This window comes from Pseudomonas sp. ASL3, assembly GCF_056680425.1.
Genome location: NZ_CM155281.1, coordinates 1,692,053 through 1,709,599, shown reverse-complemented (window position 1 = coordinate 1,709,599; position 17,547 = coordinate 1,692,053). Strand labels below are relative to the sequence as shown.

12 protein-coding genes are annotated in these 17,547 nt (G+C 60.2%); 9 read left to right on the top strand and 3 right to left on the bottom strand.

Annotated elements, in window-relative coordinates; genetic code table 11:
• Window positions 1-9: 9 nt before the first annotated feature.
• Window positions 10-2,280, bottom strand: coding sequence for a bifunctional 23S rRNA (guanine(2069)-N(7))-methyltransferase RlmK/23S rRNA (guanine(2445)-N(2))-methyltransferase RlmL (rlmKL, locus tag AC1MEE_RS07725; RefSeq protein WP_480414741.1), 2,271 nt, complete (start codon window positions 2,278-2,280; stop codon window positions 10-12).
• 582 nt (window positions 2,281-2,862) lie between these two features.
• On the opposite strand from rlmKL, the gene rmf reads away from it, so the two are divergent.
• Window positions 2,863-3,078, top strand: coding sequence for a ribosome modulation factor (rmf, locus tag AC1MEE_RS07720; protein WP_080290409.1), 216 nt, complete (start codon window positions 2,863-2,865; stop codon window positions 3,076-3,078).
• Between the two features lie 143 nt (window positions 3,079-3,221).
• Here rmf and AC1MEE_RS07715 read toward each other — a convergent pair whose 3' ends face one another.
• Complete coding sequence (locus AC1MEE_RS07715) at window positions 3,222-4,247, bottom strand: quinone-dependent dihydroorotate dehydrogenase (RefSeq protein ID WP_480414739.1); 1,026 nt, start codon at window positions 4,245-4,247, stop codon at window positions 3,222-3,224.
• 378 nt (window positions 4,248-4,625) lie between these two features.
• Between AC1MEE_RS07715 and AC1MEE_RS07710 the strand changes: the two genes are divergently transcribed.
• The 8 genes from AC1MEE_RS07710 (at window position 4,626) to cobA (ending at window position 16,163) form a co-directional block, all read left to right on the top strand.
• Window positions 4,626-5,837, top strand: coding sequence for a CmpA/NrtA family ABC transporter substrate-binding protein (locus AC1MEE_RS07710; protein WP_480414738.1), 1,212 nt, complete (start codon window positions 4,626-4,628; stop codon window positions 5,835-5,837).
• Between the two features lie 14 nt (window positions 5,838-5,851).
• Entirely contained in the window at window positions 5,852-6,427 is a 576-nt protein-coding gene (locus tag AC1MEE_RS07705) for an ANTAR domain-containing response regulator (RefSeq protein WP_480414736.1), read from the top strand.
• 325 nt (window positions 6,428-6,752) lie between these two features.
• Complete coding sequence (locus AC1MEE_RS07700; RefSeq protein WP_480414734.1) at window positions 6,753-7,964, top strand: nitrate/nitrite transporter; 1,212 nt, start codon at window positions 6,753-6,755, stop codon at window positions 7,962-7,964.
• A gap of 8 nt (window positions 7,965-7,972) precedes the next feature.
• Window positions 7,973-9,631, top strand: a complete 1,659-nt coding sequence (locus AC1MEE_RS07695; RefSeq protein WP_480414733.1) for a bifunctional protein-serine/threonine kinase/phosphatase — start codon at window positions 7,973-7,975, stop codon at window positions 9,629-9,631.
• A gap of 293 nt (window positions 9,632-9,924) precedes the next feature.
• Window positions 9,925-12,369 (top strand): nitrite reductase large subunit NirB, encoded by a 2,445-nt coding sequence (nirB, locus tag AC1MEE_RS07690; protein ID WP_480414732.1) that lies wholly within the window; start codon window positions 9,925-9,927, stop codon window positions 12,367-12,369.
• On the top strand, window positions 12,366-12,683 hold the full coding sequence (nirD, locus tag AC1MEE_RS07685; protein WP_480414731.1) for a nitrite reductase small subunit NirD: 318 nt from the start codon (window positions 12,366-12,368) through the stop codon (window positions 12,681-12,683). The genes nirB and nirD overlap by 4 nt, the downstream gene beginning before the upstream one ends.
• Window positions 12,683-15,412, top strand: coding sequence for a nitrate reductase (locus tag AC1MEE_RS07680; RefSeq protein ID WP_480414730.1), 2,730 nt, complete (start codon window positions 12,683-12,685; stop codon window positions 15,410-15,412). Before nirD ends, AC1MEE_RS07680 begins: the two co-directional genes overlap by 1 nt.
• Window positions 15,413-15,422: 10 nt before the next feature.
• Window positions 15,423-16,163, top strand: a complete 741-nt coding sequence (cobA, locus tag AC1MEE_RS07675; protein WP_480414729.1) for a uroporphyrinogen-III C-methyltransferase — start codon at window positions 15,423-15,425, stop codon at window positions 16,161-16,163.
• Between the two features lie 377 nt (window positions 16,164-16,540).
• On the opposite strand, the gene AC1MEE_RS07670 is transcribed toward cobA, so the two are convergent.
• Complete coding sequence (locus tag AC1MEE_RS07670; RefSeq protein ID WP_480414727.1) at window positions 16,541-17,524, bottom strand: OmpA family protein; 984 nt, start codon at window positions 17,522-17,524, stop codon at window positions 16,541-16,543.
• Between the last annotated feature and the right edge of the window lie 23 nt (window positions 17,525-17,547).

Here is a 17,547-nt window from a genome sequence, read left to right as displayed (position 1 = left end):
ATCGTCGATCTAGCGCGCCGTAATGCGCCAGGCGCGGTGGATCTTGCTGTTGCGAGCGAAGTCCGGGTCCACGGTTTGTGCGGTGATTTCCTCGACCGCATAACGCTCGCTGAGGTTTTCATCGAGCTGGAACTTGCGGAAATTGTTGGAGAAATACAACACACCACCCGGCGCCAGACGCGCCATCGCCAGATCGAGCAATTGCACCTGATCGCGCTGCACGTCGAAGATCCCTTCCATGCGTTTGGAGTTGGAGAACGTCGGCGGGTCGATGAAGATCAAGTCGTACTCGTCGCGGCTCGCTTCCAGCCAGGCCATGACGTCGCCCTGCTCCAGGCGGTTCTTGTCAGAGAAGCCATTGAGCGACAGGTTACGCCGTGCCCAATCAAGGTAAGTCTTGGACAGATCGACACTGGTGGTGGTGCGTGCACCGCCCTTGGCTGCATGCACGCTGGCGGTTGCGGTGTAGCAATACAGGTTGAGGAAACGCTTGCCCGCCGCCTCACGCTGGATGCGCATGCGCATCGGCCGGTGATCGAGGAACAGACCGGTATCAAGGTAATCGGTCAGGTTCACCAGCAGCTTGACGCCACCTTCGCTGACTTCCTTGAACTGGCCTTGGGCGCTCTGGCGTTCGTACTGTTTGGTACCGCTCTGGCGCTCGCGACGCTTGATCACCACACGGCTCTTGTCGATGCTCAGCGCCTGGGGAATGGCAGCCAAGGCGTCGAACAGACGGGCCGAGGCCTTTTCCGGGTCAATGGACTTCGGTGCGGCGTATTCCTGAACGTGAACCCAATCGTGGTACAGATCGATGGCCAGCGAGTATTCCGGCATGTCAGCATCGTAGACCCGATAACAATCGATGCCTTCGCGGCGCACCCACTTGCCCATCTGCTTGAGATTTTTTTGCAGGCGGTTGGCAAACATTTGCCCGCCTTCGCTCAGGCGTGCCTGCTCGACGACCACCGGGGCCGGTTTGATCGGATTGCCATTCTTGTTGTACTTTTCGTACTTGCCCGGCGCTTCGACTTCGCTGGAGATCTCGGTCTCGACCTGTTCGCGTTCGATTTGACGCTGTTCGGCGGTGCGACGCTCGCCGGTGACGAACTGATCCGGCAACACCTTGATCAACAGCAATTTGCACGGCAATGCGCCGTTCCAGAAGGCGTATTGCTTGTGGCTGCGAATGCCCATGCGCTTGCCCAGATCCGGTGCGCCGGTGAACACCGCCGCCTCCCAGTTCAGACACGCCTGACGCAGACGCTCGCCGAGGTTCTGGTAGAGATAGAGCAAGCTCGCTTCATCACCCAGACGTTCGCCGTAGGGCGGGTTACAAATCACCAGGCCTTTCTGGTTCTGGTCCGGGCGCGGCTCGAAGGTCGCGACTTCGCCCTGATACACCTTGATCCACTCGCTCAATCCGGCGCGTTCAATGTTATTGCGCGCAGGCTGAATCAGACGTGGGTCGGCTTCATAACCGCGAATCCACAGCGGTGGCTTGGACAGACCGATGTCGGCCCGCGCCTGAGCTTCTTCGTGCAGCTTTTTCCACAAGGCCGGGACGTGCCCCAACCAGGCCGAGAAGCCCCAACGCTCGCGCCTGAGGTTTGGCGCAATGTCCGCCGCCATCATTGCCCCTTCCACCAGGAAGGTACCGACACCACACATCGGGTCAGTCAGTGCGCCGCCTTCGGCTGCGATGCGCGGCCAACCGGCACGCACCAGAATCGCCGCTGCCAGGTTCTCTTTCAACGGTGCCGCGCCCTGCTGCAGGCGATAACCGCGCTGGTGCAGGCTGTGCCCGGAAAGGTCCAAAGACAGAATCGCTTCGCCGCGATCCAGACGCAGGTGAACACGCAGGTCCGGGTTGAGTTTATCGACGGACGGACGCAGTCCCGACGGGGTGCGCAGCTTATCGACGATTGCATCCTTGACCTTCAGCGCGCCGAAGTGGGTGTTGTCGATCCCCGAACCGTTACCGCTGAACTCCACCGCGAGGCTGCCTTCGGCGTCCAGGTGATCTTCCCATTCAACGTCGAGTACACCGTGGTACAGGTCCTCGGCATCTTTCATCGGGAAACGCTTGAGCACCAGCAACACGCGGTTGGCCAGGCGCGACCAGAGACACAGCCGATAGGCCGTCTCCATGTCGCCCATGCCACGAATCGCCGAGGTGTGTTCGCGGGTCTCCTCGAGGCCAAGCCCGGTGGCTTCCTCTGCGAGCAAGCCTTCGAGGCCCTTGGGGCAGGTAAGGAAGAGTTCGTAACGGTCCGACATGGGTAATCCAACGCCTTTGGCGATAAGCGGCGGGGCAACGCATTGCCCGACCAGATTTTAAACAGGCGCCTTTCTTGGAGAACGCCTGCGTGGCACACACATTGTGCCGGTCCACCGTCATCAGCGCAGAGCGTCAATGCGGCAGTCAGTCCATCAGCCTGGCGGCCGAATGACAACTAATGGTTCGAGCCAAGCGCGTTTATCTTGATGATCGTTGCGACAAAAAGTCACATCCCTCGACCCTTCGTCGATTAACGGTAGCGTGCAATTCGCCATCATTCATGCCTGAGAAACAACTTCAAATTTCAGCCAAAGCCTCGGTTCAGGGGGCTCGTGACAAAAACATCACGCCAAAAGAGTGACTTGCTTATGGCCATAACATGCCAACCGTTACGTTCTTATGACAAAACGATCATTCACAGGGCCCAGCGCATTGGTTAGAAATCAACTCAGGTTGTCACCGCAACGATGACGACACCAAGCCCGCGACGCCGGCAGCGGGTACCAACGGCAGAAGATTCTGCCCGACCTCGACATGAGGTCTTCAGGGACATAACAGTCAACAAACGAGGGCAATACCCTATGAGAAGACTTAAGCGTGATCCGTTGGAAAGAGCATTTTTACGCGGATATCAATTTGGTGTTCATGGTAAATCCCGTGAGCTTTGCCCCTTTACTCTACCGTCGGTACGCCAAGCCTGGATCAATGGCTGGCGAGAAGGACGCGGCGACAACTGGGACGGTATGACCGGCACTGCGGGCATCCACAGACTCAACGAACTTCACGCGGTCGGCTAACCAGGCACATTCCGATCAAGTTTTTTTAAAATCTTCGACATTAAACCTGAACCATGCACGCCCCATCCGGGCGGCGGGCGAAAGCCCAGGGGGTTCCCTCAAGGGAACCCCCTTTTTTATCGCCGTCTTTTATGGATAGCGGCTCAGCGTCTTGCCATCGCCGCGATGGCGTCCACCGACTGACCAATCAACGCCGGCCCTTTGTAGATGAAGCCCGAATAGATTTGCACCAGACTCGCACCTGCGGCGATTTTTTCAGCCGCGTGCATGCCTTCGGTGATCCCGCCCGCCGCAATGATCGGCAACCGCCCCGCCAGCTCGCCTGCCAGTATCTTGACCGTATGGGTACTTTTTTCGCGAACCGGCGCGCCCGACAGACCACCCGCTTCGTCGGCATGGGGCAAACCTTCGACACCCTTGCGGCTGAGGGTGGTGTTAGTGGCAATCACCGCATCCATACCCGACTCGATCAACGCAGCGGCCACCAGTACGGTTTCCTCATCTGTCATGTCCGGGGCGATCTTGATCGCCAGCGGCACACGTCTACCGTGCTTTTGCGCAAGGTCTTCCTGACGCAGGCGCAGCGCTTCGAGCAATTGCTTGAGCGAGTCGCCGAATTGCAGGCTGCGCAAACCGGGCGTGTTCGGCGAACTGACGTTGACCGTCACATAGCTGGCATGGGCGTAGACCTTGTCCAGACAGATCAGATAATCGTCCACGGCCCGCTCGACCGGCGTATCGAAGTTCTTGCCGATGTTGATTCCCAGGATGCCGCTGTATTTGGCCGCCTTTACGCGGCTGATCAGGTGATCGACACCCAGGTTGTTGAAGCCCATGCGATTGATGATCGCCTCGGCCTGAGGCAAGCGGAAAATCCGTGGTTTCGGATTGCCCGGCTGCGGGCGCGGGGTCACGGTGCCGATTTCGACAAAACCAAAGCCCAACTGCGCGAAGCCATCGATGGCCGCACCATTCTTGTCCAGTCCCGCCGCCAACCCGACCGGATTAGGGAAGTTCAGGCCCATGACCGTTACCGGCAACCGCGCGGGCGCTTTGCTCAACAAGCCATTGAGCCCCAAACGCCCGCCCGCGCCGATCAAATCCAGCGACAGGTCATGGGAGGTTTCCGGGGAGAGTTTGAACAATAACTGGCGGGCCAGGTTATACATGGGCGGGCGTAGCTCGTGAGGGGCTGAATTCAGGGCGGCGATTATAGACGGGCTGGGGGCTCGCAGGCGAGTTCGAACTACAGCAGATCAACATTGTGGGTTACCGACATTTGTAGGAGCGCGCTTGCCCGCGATGGCGGTGGGTCAGTCGCAGAAGGTCCTTCGTGTCGGACGCGACCCCGGCCTATCGCGGGCAAGCGCGCTTCTACAGGTTATGTGCCTTGGCAAGAGTGGCATATGCCTTGCACGAAACCGTGCATCAGCACTCGCTCCAACGGCGGAGCGAGGCATCGGACAATGGCGTCGTGACCGTCTTTGCTTCTGCAAACAGGGCGCGACGCTTTTTTATGGATGGCGCACACTCATGAACGACCGATTATGAATACATCACCGAGCAATGCCCTGGCGTGGGTCGCAGGCAGCGATGCGCCGGAGAAAAATGCCATCGACGTGGGCTTCATGGCCCTGACCGACTGCGCGTCATTGGTAGTGGCGGCCACCCAGGGTTTCGCTCAGCCGTACGGCCTGACCCTGAACCTGAAACGTCAATCGTCCTGGGCCAATCTGCGCGACAAGCTGGTCAGTGGCGAACTGGACGCCGCGCACAGCCTTTATGGCTTGATCTACGCCGTACAGTTAGGTATCAGCGGCAGCCTGGCCACCGACATGGCGGTGTTGATGGGCCTGAACCAGAATGGGCAAAGCATCAACTTATCCAAAGCACTGCAAGACGCCAACGTGACCAGTCCTGAGGCGCTCGACCGGCGCGTGCACCAAAGCCGCACAAAACTGACCTTCGCCCAGACCTTCCCCACCGGCACTCACGCCATGTGGTTGTATTACTGGCTCGCAAGCCAGGGCATTCACCCGCTGAACGACGTCAACAGCGTGGTTGTGCCACCGCCACAAATGGTCGCGCACCTGCAAGCCGGTCGTATCGACGGCTTTTGTGTCGGCGAACCCTGGTGCGCCAGCGCGGTGAATCAGGAGCTGGGTTTTACCCTGGCAACCACCCAGGCAATCTGGCCGGATCACCCGGAGAAAGTCCTCGGCTGTACCCGTGAGTTCGTCGAACAGTATCCCAACACCGCACGGGCGCTGGTCATGGCGGTGCTCGAAGCCAGCCGCTTCATCGAACAAAACGATGAAAACCGCCGCAGCACTGCACAGTTGCTCAGCGGCAGCGAATACCTCAACACGGCGGTGGGCTGCATCGAACCACGCCTGCTGGGGGATTACGCCGATGGCCTGGGCAATCACTGGCACGACCGGCATGCCGTGCGCTTTCACGGCGCAGGTGAAGTCAACCTGCCTTACCTGTCCGACGGCATGTGGTTCATGACCCAATTCCGGCGCTGGGGCCTGTTGCGCGAAGACCCCGACTATCTCGCGGTCGCCATGCAAGTGCAGCAGTTGCAGTTGTACGGCCAGGCCGCCGCCGCAGTGGGCGTTGCGATCCCCGCGTCGGCCATGCGCAGCAGCCAACTGATTGATGGCAACGTCTGGGACGGCAGCGATCCAGCAGCCTATGCACGCAGCTTCAAGCTGCACGCACTGGCTGATACCGTCCCCACCCGTGTCAGCCGCTGAAGGAGATCGCGAACATGCTGCGTATCCTGCTGATCAACGACACGGCAAAAAAAGTCGGACGCCTCAAGGCCGCCCTTAGCGAGGCCGGTTTCGAGGTGATCGATGAATCCGGACTGACCATCGATTTACCCGCACGGGTGGAAGCGGTGCGCCCAGACGTGATTCTGATCGACACCGAATCCCCCGGTCGCGATGTGATGGAACAGGTGGTGCTGGTCAGCCGCGATCAGCCACGCCCCATTGTGATGTTCACCGACGAACACGACCCCGCCGTCATGCGTCAGGCGATCAAATCCGGGGTCAGCGCCTACATCGTCGAAGGCATTCATGCCCAGCGCCTGCAACCGATTCTGGACGTGGCCATGGCCCGTTTTGAGAGCGATCAGGCGCTGCGTGCCCAATTACAGGCACGCGACCAGCAACTGGCCGAGCGCAAACGCATCGAACTGGCCAAAGGTTTGCTGATGAAAATGAAGGACTGCAAAGAGGAAGAGGCCTACACACTGATGCGCCGCCAGGCCATGAGCCGCCAGCAGAAGCTGATCCAGGTGGCCGAGCAGATCATTGCCATGAGTGAGTTGCTGGGGTAGATCACCCACCATCCATGTAGGAGCGCGCTTGCCCGCGATCGGCTGCGGAGCAGTCGCAAAATCAGCGACTCGATTCTGGCAGTAGAACGGTACTCAGCATTTTTGGGACCGCTTCGCGGTCCATCGCGGGCAAGCGCGCTCCTACAGGGATTTGCGTACAGCATTTGGCCCGGCTCTTGCTTTAACAATCTCAGGTAGCCAACGGCGGTTGCCCCGCATTACGACAAAGACGTCGCACACCCTTCTCGCTCAAGCGATTCGGGTTGCGGCGTTTTTTGCTTTCTGGCCTCCGGCCACGACTCTTTTTTTGCAGATGAGGTGTTCAATGAATACAAGCTTCTGGAAAGCCGGCCACAAACCGACTCTGTTCGCAGCCTTCCTGTATTTCGACCTGAGTTTCATGGTCTGGTACCTGCTCGGCCCATTGGCCGTACAGATCGCCGCCGACCTGCACCTGACCACCCAGCAGCGCGGATTGATGGTCGCGACACCGATTCTGGCGGGTGCCTTTTTGCGGGTTTTGATGGGCCTGCTCGCGGACAAACTGTCACCCAAAACGGCCGGCATCATCGGTCAAGTGATCGTGATTGGTGCGTTGTTGACAGCCTGGAAATTGGGCATCCACAGCTACGAGCAAGCGTTACTGTTGGGGATATTCCTCGGCATGGCAGGCGCATCCTTCGCCGTCGCCCTGCCGCTGGCCTCGCAGTGGTATCCGGCAGAGCATCAAGGCAAGGCCATGGGGATTGCCGGTGCAGGCAATTCCGGCACCGTATTCGCCGCCTTGATCGCGCCCGCGCTGGCCATGGCTTTTGGCTGGAGCAATGTGTTCGGTTTCGCCCTGATTCCGCTGGGTCTCACCCTGATCGCCTTTACGTTGCTGGCCCGCAACTCACCGCAGCGGGCCAAACCTAAATCCATGGCGGACTACATGAAAGCCTTGGGTGACCGTGACACCTGGTGGTTCATGTTTTTCTACAGTGTGACCTTCGGCGGCTTCATCGGCCTGGCCAGCGCCCTGCCCGGCTATTTCAACGACCAATACGGCCTGAGCCCGGTGACTGCTGGCTATTACACGGCTGCCTGCGTGTTCGGTGGCAGCATGATGCGCCCACTCGGTGGTGCACTGGCGGACCGATTCGGCGGGATTCGCACCTTGTCGGGGATGTACGCCGTAGCGGCCGTCTGTATTGCGGCGGTAGGTTTTAACCTGCCCAGTTCGTGGGCGGCCTTGGCGCTGTTCGTCTCGGCAATGCTCGGTCTTGGTGCCGGTAACGGCGCGGTGTTTCAACTGGTGCCACAGCGCTTTCGTCAGGAAATCGGTGTGATGACCGGCTTGATCGGTATGGCCGGTGGGGTCGGTGGTTTCTTGCTGGCAGCCGGTCTGGGGGCGATCAAGCAGAACACCGGCGAATACCAGATGGGCCTGTGGCTGTTCGCTAGCCTCGGCGTGCTGGCCTGGTTCGGCCTGTATAACGTCAAGCGTCGCTGGAGAACCACGTGGGGCTCGGCCGCTGTGACCGCCGCACGGGTTTAGGCCCAGCGATGAGCCTGCAACTGAGCTTCGCCCATTTCAGCGCCAGCGGCCCGCGTCCGGAGAATCAGGACGCCGGCCGTCTGGTGACACCGATGCCGGCGCTGGCGGCGAGCAAAGGCTACCTGTTCGCCCTCGCCGATGGTGTCAGCCACTGTGTCGATGGCGGACTGGCGGCCCGTTCGACTTTGCAGGCACTGGCACTAGACTACTACGCCACCCCGGAAACCTGGGGCATTGCGCAATCGCTGGATCGCCTGTTGCTGGCACAAAATCGCTGGCTCCAGGCCAACGGGCTGCTGACCACCTTGAGCGCAATCGTACTGCGCGGGCGGCGTTTCACCCTGGCTCATGTCGGCGACTGCCGGGTCTACCGCTGGCACGCCGGGCAACTGCAACGTGTCAGTGAAGACCACGTCTGGGAGCAGCCGGACATGCAGCATGTGCTCAAGCGCGCGCTGGGGCTGGATCAATACGTGGTCATGGACTACCTCGACGGCGAACTGCGCGATGGCGAGCGCTGGCTGCTGCTCAGCGATGGCGTGTGGGCGACTCTAAGTGATGCCAGCATCACCTCGATCCTGCGTGAACAGGACAATCTCGACAGCGCAGTGCAGACCCTGGTCAGCGCTGCGCACCTCGCTGGTAGCCAGGACAACGCCAGCGCCCTGCTGATTCAGGTCGATGGCCTGGGCCTGGACAGCCTCGGCGACACACTGATCCAGCTTCAGCAATGGCCATTGCCACCCCCACTGAAACCGGGGCAATGGTTTGAAGGCTGGCAGGTGGAAGCGGTACTCGGGCAGTCGCGGCAATCCTTGCTGTATCGGGTACGCGACCGGCAGCAACAGCCCTGGCTACTGAAAACCTTGCCCGCGAGTCGCCACACCGAAGCCAATGCCGGGCAAAGCCTGTTGCTGGAAGAGTGGTTTTTGCGACGCGTGGCCGGGCGGTTTTTCCCTGAGGTTCATCCGGCCACCGAGCGTCAACACCTGTATTACCTGATGCGCGAGTACCCCGGCCAGACATTGACTGAGGTGTTTGCGCAAAACGGTCCGTTGCCGTTAGCGCAGTGGCAAGACCTCGCAACACGCCTGCTGCGGGCCGTGGGCCTGCTGCATCGGCGCAATATCCTGCACCGCGACATCAAGCCGGAGAACATCCTGCTCGATGATGACGGCGAACTACGCCTGCTGGATTTTGGCCTGGCGTATTGCCCCGGCTTGTCGGTGGACACCGCCAACGATTTACCGGGCACGCCGAGTTACATCGCGCCCGAAGCCTTTACCGGCACGGCCCCGAGTGGACAACAGGATTTGTACAGCGTCGGGGTGACGCTGTATTACCTGCTCACCGGCAACTACCCCTACGGCGAAATAGAAGCGTTTCAGCATCCGCGCTTCGGCATTGCGGTCCCGGCCAGTCGCTATCGGCCGGACGTGCCCGACTGGCTGGACCATAACCTGAGTCGGGCGCTGCATGCCGACCCTGCCCAACGTTACGAGACCGCCGAAGAGTGGCTGCTGCAACTGGGGCAGGCCGAGACGACCATGCTCGAGGTCAGGCCCAGACCGCTACTGGAACGCGAACCGCTGAAGGTGTGGCGGACGTTAGCGCTGGTGTCGTTGTTGGTGAATCTGCTGCTGATGATTTGGCTGCTGCATGGATAACTAATGTGGGAGCAGGCTTGCACCATATCCGCGCAACCTGCTTTAAAAGGGTGCGATAAATCAGCCACCTCAGCGGGTAAACACCAGAAAAACCGGACCTTCCCCGACTTGGCACAACCACTGCATTAGCTTCATCAAGCAATTTATAAAAGTGCAGCTTTCAACGACGAAAGCTGCACTTCCCGAGAGAACGGGACTGGACAAAGGTGTCCTCGCCAGGTGACTGGCGGGACGCCTTTTTTTGTTTGCGCGGAATTTGTCGAGCACGCCCCTCGTGGTCTCTCGGAGGCAACATGAAAAAACTCAAACTGGTGATGATTGGCAACGGCATGGCCGGCGTTCGCACCTTGGAAGAACTGCTCAAACTGAGCGCCGATCTGTACGACATCACCGTGTTCGGGGCCGAGCCGCACCCCAATTACAACCGTATCCTGCTCTCGCCGGTGTTGGCGGGTGAGCAGACATTCGATGAAATCGTGCTCAACGATTTGAGCTGGTACCTGGACAACAACATCCAGCTGCTGCTCAACCGCAAAGTGGTGAAGATCGACCGCGCCAAGCGCATCGTCATCGCCGACGACGGCACCGAAGCACACTACGATCGCCTGCTGATCGCCACCGGTTCAACCCCCTTCATCCTGCCAATCCCTGGCAATACCTTGGAGGGCGTGATCGGTTACCGCGACATCGCCGACACCCAGGCCATGATCAACACCGCCAAGACCCACACCCACGCGGTAGTGATTGGCGGTGGCCTGCTCGGTCTCGAAGCCGCCAACGGCCTCAAGCTGCGCGGCATGGACGTGACCGTGGTGCATATCGGCGACTGGCTGCTGGAGCGGCAACTGGACAAAACCTCCGCCGGACTGCTGCAAACCGAGCTGGAACAACGCGGGCTGAGCTTCCGCCTGAACGAACAGACCCAGGCGCTGCACGATGACGGCAACGGCCGGGTGAAAACCGTGCAGTTCAAGAATGGCGATGTGATTCCAGCCGACCTGGTGGTCATGGCCGCCGGTATCCGCCCCGCCACCGAGCTGGCTGAACAGTCCGGCATCCCCTGCAACCGCGGGATTCTGGTCAACGACACAATGCAAACCTACGACCCACGGGTCTACGCCATCGGCGAATGCGCCAGCCATCGCGGTATCGCCTACGGCCTGGTAGCGCCACTGTTCGAACAGGCCAAGGTCTGCGCCAATCACCTGGCTCAGTTGGGCTTCGCTCGCTATCAAGGCTCGGTGACCTCGACCAAGTTGAAAGTGACTGGCGTCGATCTGTTTTCCGCTGGCGACTTCATGGGCGGCGAAGGCACCGAGACCATAACCCTCTCCGACCCGATTGGCGGCGTGTACAAAAAGCTGGTGATCAAGGATGACGTGCTGGTCGGCGCCTGCCTGTATGGCGACACTGCCGACGGCGGCTGGTACTTCCGGCAGATCCGCGAGAACGCGCAAATCAATGAAATCCGCGACCACCTGATGTTCGGCGAGAATGCCTTGGGCGACGTCGGCCACCAAGGCCAGGACAAAGCCATGGGCATGGCCGACAGCGCCGAAGTCTGCGGCTGCAACGGCGTTTGCAAAGGCACCATCGTCAAGGCGATTCAGGAACACGGCCTGTTCAGCGTCGATGACGTGAAAAAGCACACCAAAGCGGCCAGCTCCTGCGGCTCGTGCGCCGGGCTGGTGGAGCAGATCCTGATCAATACCGTGGGCGGCGCCGCAGACGTCAAGCCGAAGAGCGAAAAAGCCATCTGCGGTTGCAGCGACCTGAACCATGGGCAAATTCGCAAGGCCATCCGCGAGCAGCACCTGCTGACCATCGCCGGCGCCATCAGTTACATGAACTGGCGCACCCCCAACGGTTGCGCCACCTGCCGTCCGGCACTGAACTATTACCTGATTTCCACTTGGCCGGGTGAGGCGAAAGACGATCCGCAATCGCGCCTGATCAACGAACGTGCCCACGCCAACATCCAGAAGGACGGGACCTATTCGGTGGTACCGCGGATGTGGGGCGGCGTGACCAACCCTTCCGAGCTGCGCCGCATTGCCGATGTCGCCGACAAATACAACGTGCCCATGGTCAAGGTCACCGGCGGGCAACGCATCGACCTGCTGGGAATCAAAAAGCAGGACTTGCCGGGCGTCTGGAAAGACCTCGACATGCCGTCCGGGCATGCCTACGGCAAATCGATCCGCACGGTGAAAACGTGTGTGGGCAGTGAATTCTGCCGCTTCGGCACGCAGAACTCGACCCAACTGGGCATTGAGCTGGAGCACGACCTGTTCAACATGTGGTCGCCGCACAAGGTCAAGCTGGCCGTTTCCGGTTGCCCACGCAATTGCTCGGAAGCCGGGATCAAGGACGTCGGCATCATCGGGGTCGACTCCGGCTGGGAGATGTACATCGGTGGCAACGGCGGGATCAAGACCGAAGTCGCCGAGTTTTTCGTCAAGCTGAAAACCGCTGAAGAAGTCCGTGAATACAACGGCGCGTTTTTGCAGCTGTATCGCGAAGAAGCTTTCTACCTTGAGCGCACCGTGCACTACCTGCAGCGGGTCGGCATGGAACACATCAAAAAAGCCGTGCTGGAAAACGATGACAACCGCCGCGCCCTGAATGCACGGCTGCAATTCTCCTTGTCATTCGAGCAAGACCCCTGGAAAGAACGCATCGAGCAACCGCTGCTGAAAAAAGAATTCGAACGCATCCCTGTGGAGGTGCTGGCATGAACTGGCTCGATATCTGCGCACTGGACGACATCAACCCGTTGGGCTCGCGCATCGTCGAAGGGCCAAAAGGTGACATCGCGATCTTTCGCACCAGCGACGACGAAGTCTTCGCTCTGGATGACCGCTGCCCGCACAAAGGCGGGCCGCTGTCTCAGGGGCTGATCTACGGCAAACGCGTGGCTTGCCCGCTGCACAACTGGCAGATCGACCTGGAGTCGGGTGAAGCGCAGGCGCCGGACGTGGGCTGCGCGCACAAACACCTGGCCCGGATCGAGAACGGCCGCGTGCTGCTGGCACTTAAGGAAGCAGCATAATGCGCGCGCCAGCCGCGACGCAGATCACCGCGTCGACCTGCTGCTACTGCGGGGTCGGCTGCGGCGTGCTGATCGAGCATGACGATGAGCGCATTCTCGGGGTCAGCGGAGACCCGCAGCACCCGGCCAACTTCGGCAAGCTGTGCAGCAAAGGCTCGAGCCTGCACCTGACCGGCGACCTGACCGCCCGGGCGCTGCACCCGGAACTGCGCCTGGGTAAATCCCTGGCACGCAGCCCCACCGATTGGGACACGGCGCTGGACCACGCAGCCAATGTCTTCGCCGACACCATTCGCGAACACGGACCGGACAGCGTCGCGTTCTATGTCTCCGGGCAACTGTTGACCGAGGACTACTACGCGTTCAACAAACTGGCCCGGGCACTGGTTGGTACCAACAACATCGATAGCAATTCGCGGTTGTGCATGTCCTCCGCCGTAGTTGGCTACAAGCGCAGCCTGGGGGCCGACGCGCCACCGTGCAGCTACGAAGACATCGAACTCAGCGATTGCGTATTGATCGTCGGCAGCAACATGGCTTACGCCCATCCGGTGCTGTTTCGCCGGCTGGAAGAAGCGAAAAGCCAACGTCCGGACATGAAAATAATCGTTGTTGACCCCCGCCGCACCGACACCTGCGAACTGGCTGACCTGCATCTGGCGATCCAGCCGGGCACCGATGTCGCGCTGTTTCACGGCATCCTGCATCTGCTCCTCTGGGAAGACTGGATCGATCGCAGCTTCATCGACCACCACACCCAGGGCTATGCCGAGCTGAAAACCCTGGTGCGCGACTACACCCCGCAAATGGTCGCGGATATCTGCGGCATTCCCGTGGAGCAGCTGCACGCCTGCGCGCAGTGGATTGGCACGGCGCCAAGCTTTCTGTCGCTGTGGTGCATGGGCTTGAATCAGTCCAGCGCCGGCAGTGCCAAGAACAGCGCGCTGATCAATCTGCACCTGGCCACCGGGCAGATTGGCCGCCCTGGCGCAGGCCCTTTCTCTCTCACCGGTCAGCCAAACGCCATGGGCGGCCGCGAAACCGGCAGTTTGTCCAACTTGCTGCCGGGTCATCGCGAAGCGGCCAACGCCACGCATCGCGCAGACGTCGCCGCGTATTGGGGGGTCGATGCACTGCCTGCCACCACCGGGCTGACCGCGATCGAACTGTTCGAGCAACTACAGACCGGCAAGATCAAGGCCTTGTGGATCGCCTGCACCAATCCTGCACAGTCATTACCGGATCAGCAAAAGATCCAGCAAGCGCTGAGCGCCTGCCCCTTCGTCGTTTTGCAGGAAGCCTTTCGCACCACCGAAACCGCCCCATTTGCCGATTTGCTGTTGCCAGCCGCCAGCTGGGGCGAGAAGGAAGGCACTGTGACCAACTCTGAACGGCGCATCTCCCACGTCCGCAAGGCGATTCCGGCCCCGGGCCAGGCGCGCGCGGATTGGGCGATTACCGTGGATTTCGCCCAACGTCTCGAGCAACGGCTGCGCCCGGGCATGCCCAGCCTGTTCGATTTCGATCAGCCACAAGCGCTGTTCGACGAGTACAAACAACTGACTCGTGAACGCGACCTGGATTTGTCGGGCATCAGCTATGCCTTGCTCGATCAGCAAGGGCCACAGCAATGGCCCTTCCCAGTCGGCGCCCAGACAGGCACAGCGCGCTTGTACGGCGATGGCGTATTCCCTACCGACTCAGGCCGCGCCAACTTCATCGCCGAGCCCTACAGGGCCGCCAAGGAGCTGCGTGACGCGCGTTTCCCTCTGACATTGAACACTGGCCGCCTGCGCGATCAATGGCACGGCATGAGCCGTACAGGCACCTCTGCGCAGCTGTTCGGCCATGTCAGCGAGGCGGTATTGAGCCTGCACCCTGATGAACTGCGACGCCATCGCCTGCAAGCGGGTGATCTGGTGAGTTTGAAAAGCCGTCGCGGCAGCCTGATCGTGCCCGTCAGCAGCGATGACAGCGTACGCCCCGGCCAGGCGTTCCTGCCGATGCATTGGGGTAACCGCTTTCTCAAGGGCGGCGTTAACGTGCTCACGCAACCGGCCTTCGACCCGCTGTCCAAGCAACCGGAGCTGAAACACGCTGGCGTGCGCATCGAAGCGGTGAGCTTGCCGTGGCAACTGTTCGCGCTGGTCGAGGGCGACGTGCAGGCCCACCTGGAAGCCCTGCGCCCCCTGTGTGAGGCGTTTGCCTACGCCAGCCTCAGCCTGGCGGGCCGTGAGCGTCCCGCACTGCTGATACGCGCTGCCAGCGCCGAGGCACCCGACAATCGATTACTCACACAGATCGACCAATTGCTCGGTCTCAACGAAGGACCAGTGCTGTCCTACGACGATCCGCGGCGCTCCATTGGCAAGCGGGTGCGTATCGAAAATGGGCGAATCACTGCTATCCGTCTGGCCGGGGAAACCATCGCCCGGCATTGGCTGCAGAGTCTGTGGCTGGAAGGTCGCGCCGATGAGCAACTACGCCGCTGGCTACTGGCACCCATCAGCACGCCACCCGGCAACGCGGCGGCCGTGCCTCACAACAGCAAAACCTTGTGCAACTGCATGAATGTCAGCGAAAGCGCCGTGCTGGCGGGGATTGGTCGCGGGCTTGATCTGAATCAACTGAAAACACAACTGGGCTGCGGTAGCCAATGCGGCTCTTGCGTACCGGAAATCAAACGGCTGTTGGCGGTCAATCCGCTGCCGGTCGCGATCAATCAATGAGGGTTACAGCATGAGCGCAAAAGTCTGGTTGGTAGGCGCGGGCCCCGGCGATCCTGAGCTGCTTACGCTCAAGGCCGTGCGGGCCCTGCGCGAAGCCCAGGTGGTATTGATCGACGACCTGGTCAACGACGCGGTACTGGAACATTGTCCTGCGGCCCGCGTCATCGCCGTCGGCAAACGCGGCGGCTGTCGTTCGACGCCACAGGCCTTCATCCATCGGCTGATGCTGCGTTACGCCCGCCAGGGCAAATGCTTGGTACGGCTAAAAGGTGGCGATCCGTGCATTTTCGGGCGTGGTGGCGAAGAGGCTGATTGGCTGCGAGCACAAGGGGTGGAAGTCGAACTGGTCAATGGCATCACCGCAGGTCTGGCCGGGGCGACTCAGTGTGGTATCCCGCTGACGTTGCGCGGCGTCAGTCGTGGCGTGACGCTGGTTACCGCCCACACCCAGGATGACAGCAGCCTCAACTGGCAGGCTTTGGCGCAGAGCGGCACGACACTGGTGGTTTACATGGGCGTTGCCAAACTGCCGGAAATCCGTGACAGCCTGCTGGCAGGCGGTCTGGCTGCGGGCACACCAGTGGCGATGATCGAAAACGCTTCACTGCCTCATCAGCGCGAATGCCGCAGTTCGCTGGCCGATATGCAGCGGGATGCCGTGGCGTTTGAACTGAAAAGCCCGGCGATTCTGGTGATTGGGGAAGTGGCGGCTGCTCAAGCAGAGGTGACCCTGGCAGCGCAGTTCGCCTGACACACCGCGTCAAGCGCATCGCGGGCAAGCGCGCTCCTACAGGATTTCGCACGCGCCACTTTTTCCGTCCCGTTGAATCCTGAGTTCGGGAGAGGCCCCATTGCCAGAATGCCGGAGCGAGGGCAGTCCGAGCCACAGCGAGGACCCGCATGGAGGGGCAAGCGTTTTGGGTTACCTTTTTGTGGTCCGGCATTCCGGCGTTTGTAAAAGGTGACCCGCTGTAAGAGCGGAACCATAATCCCAGCAAACGCAAATGCCGGATATACACGTTGACTTCAGCAACGCCCACAAGCGCCGTCCGCATCTGCCGCCCCTAAATCGCAGGCAAAGAAAAGCCCGGCCTGAGCCGGGCTTTTCTTGAGAGGCTTTAGCTAGAATTACTGAGCTTTGGCTTCTACTTCAGCTTCTACGCGACGGTTCATCGCACGGCCAGCGTCAGTTTTGTTGTCAGCGATTGGGCGGGATGCACCGTAACCAACCGAGTTCACACGACCAGCGCCAACACCGTACTGCTTAACCAGTACTTGTTTGACAGCGCCTGCACGCTTCTCAGACAGTTTTTTGTTGTAAGCGTCAGGACCGACGGAGTCAGTGTGACCTTCAACAACGGTGGTGGTTTGTGGGTACTGCTTCATGAAGTCAGCAAGGTTCTTGATGTCGCCGTAGCTGTTAGGCTTGACCACAGCTTTGTTGAAGTCGAACTTGACGTCCAACTGAACACGTACGACTTGTGGAGCGGCTTCTACTGGAGCTGGCGCGATTTCAGCAACTGGCTCTGGAGCAGGTGCTGGAGCTGGAGCTGGCTTGGAGCCGCCACCGAAGTTCACACCCAGACCGATGCTAGGAGCGTAGTCCCAACGACCGTTATCCAGCTTGTACGAGGCATCAACGCCAGCACGAGCATACAGATTGTCGGTGATGTACCACTTGGCACCGCCGCCTACCGTAGCGAATGTGGAACCGTCACGACCGGAATGGCCATCAGCCTGCACGTTGGTCAGGCTCTGGTGAGCGAAACCACCGGAAACGTATGGACGAATAGCGTCGCCAACGGTACCGAAGTGGTACAGACCCTTCAGAGAAGTTTCGTCGCCGTTGATTTTCTGCCAGTTGGTATTGTTGTTCGAGCGCGTGTAATTGGTTTTGTCGTAGCTCAACGCAATTTCGACGTCGTCGGTCAAGAAGTAGCCGATGGAAGCACCAGGATTGTAGCCATCTTCAACGTCATTGACGCTACGGTTGAAGTGTTTCTGGTAGAACAGCTCACCCTCGACCGCGCCTTGGCCTTGTGCCAGAACGCCGAACGAAGTCACGGCTACAATTGAACCAATGGCAATGCCCAAGGTGTTTTTCAGTTTCATCCGTTAAATCCCCATCTGGTGAT

What these genes read in the sequence shown, in the direction of transcription:
- nirD (WP_480414731.1), top strand. Translation starts at nt 12,366, where the DNA reads ATGAACTGGCTCGATATCTGCGCACTGGACGACATCAACCCGTTGGGC.
- AC1MEE_RS07710 (WP_480414738.1), top strand. Translation starts at nt 4,626, where the DNA reads ATGAATACATCACCGAGCAATGCCCTGGCGTGGGTCGCAGGCAGCGAT.
- AC1MEE_RS07715 (WP_480414739.1), bottom strand. Translation starts at nt 4,247, where the DNA reads ATGTATAACCTGGCCCGCCAGTTATTGTTCAAACTCTCCCCGGAAACC.
- rlmKL (WP_480414741.1), bottom strand. Translation starts at nt 2,280, where the DNA reads ATGTCGGACCGTTACGAACTCTTCCTTACCTGCCCCAAGGGCCTCGAA.
- cobA (WP_480414729.1), top strand. Translation starts at nt 15,423, where the DNA reads ATGAGCGCAAAAGTCTGGTTGGTAGGCGCGGGCCCCGGCGATCCTGAG.
- rmf (WP_080290409.1), top strand. Translation starts at nt 2,863, where the DNA reads ATGAGAAGACTTAAGCGTGATCCGTTGGAAAGAGCATTTTTACGCGGA.
- AC1MEE_RS07670 (WP_480414727.1), bottom strand. Translation starts at nt 17,524, where the DNA reads ATGAAACTGAAAAACACCTTGGGCATTGCCATTGGTTCAATTGTAGCC.
- nirB (WP_480414732.1), top strand. Translation starts at nt 9,925, where the DNA reads ATGAAAAAACTCAAACTGGTGATGATTGGCAACGGCATGGCCGGCGTT.
- AC1MEE_RS07695 (WP_480414733.1), top strand. Translation starts at nt 7,973, where the DNA reads ATGAGCCTGCAACTGAGCTTCGCCCATTTCAGCGCCAGCGGCCCGCGT.
- AC1MEE_RS07700 (WP_480414734.1), top strand. Translation starts at nt 6,753, where the DNA reads ATGAATACAAGCTTCTGGAAAGCCGGCCACAAACCGACTCTGTTCGCA.
- AC1MEE_RS07705 (WP_480414736.1), top strand. Translation starts at nt 5,852, where the DNA reads ATGCTGCGTATCCTGCTGATCAACGACACGGCAAAAAAAGTCGGACGC.
- AC1MEE_RS07680 (WP_480414730.1), top strand. Translation starts at nt 12,683, where the DNA reads ATGCGCGCGCCAGCCGCGACGCAGATCACCGCGTCGACCTGCTGCTAC.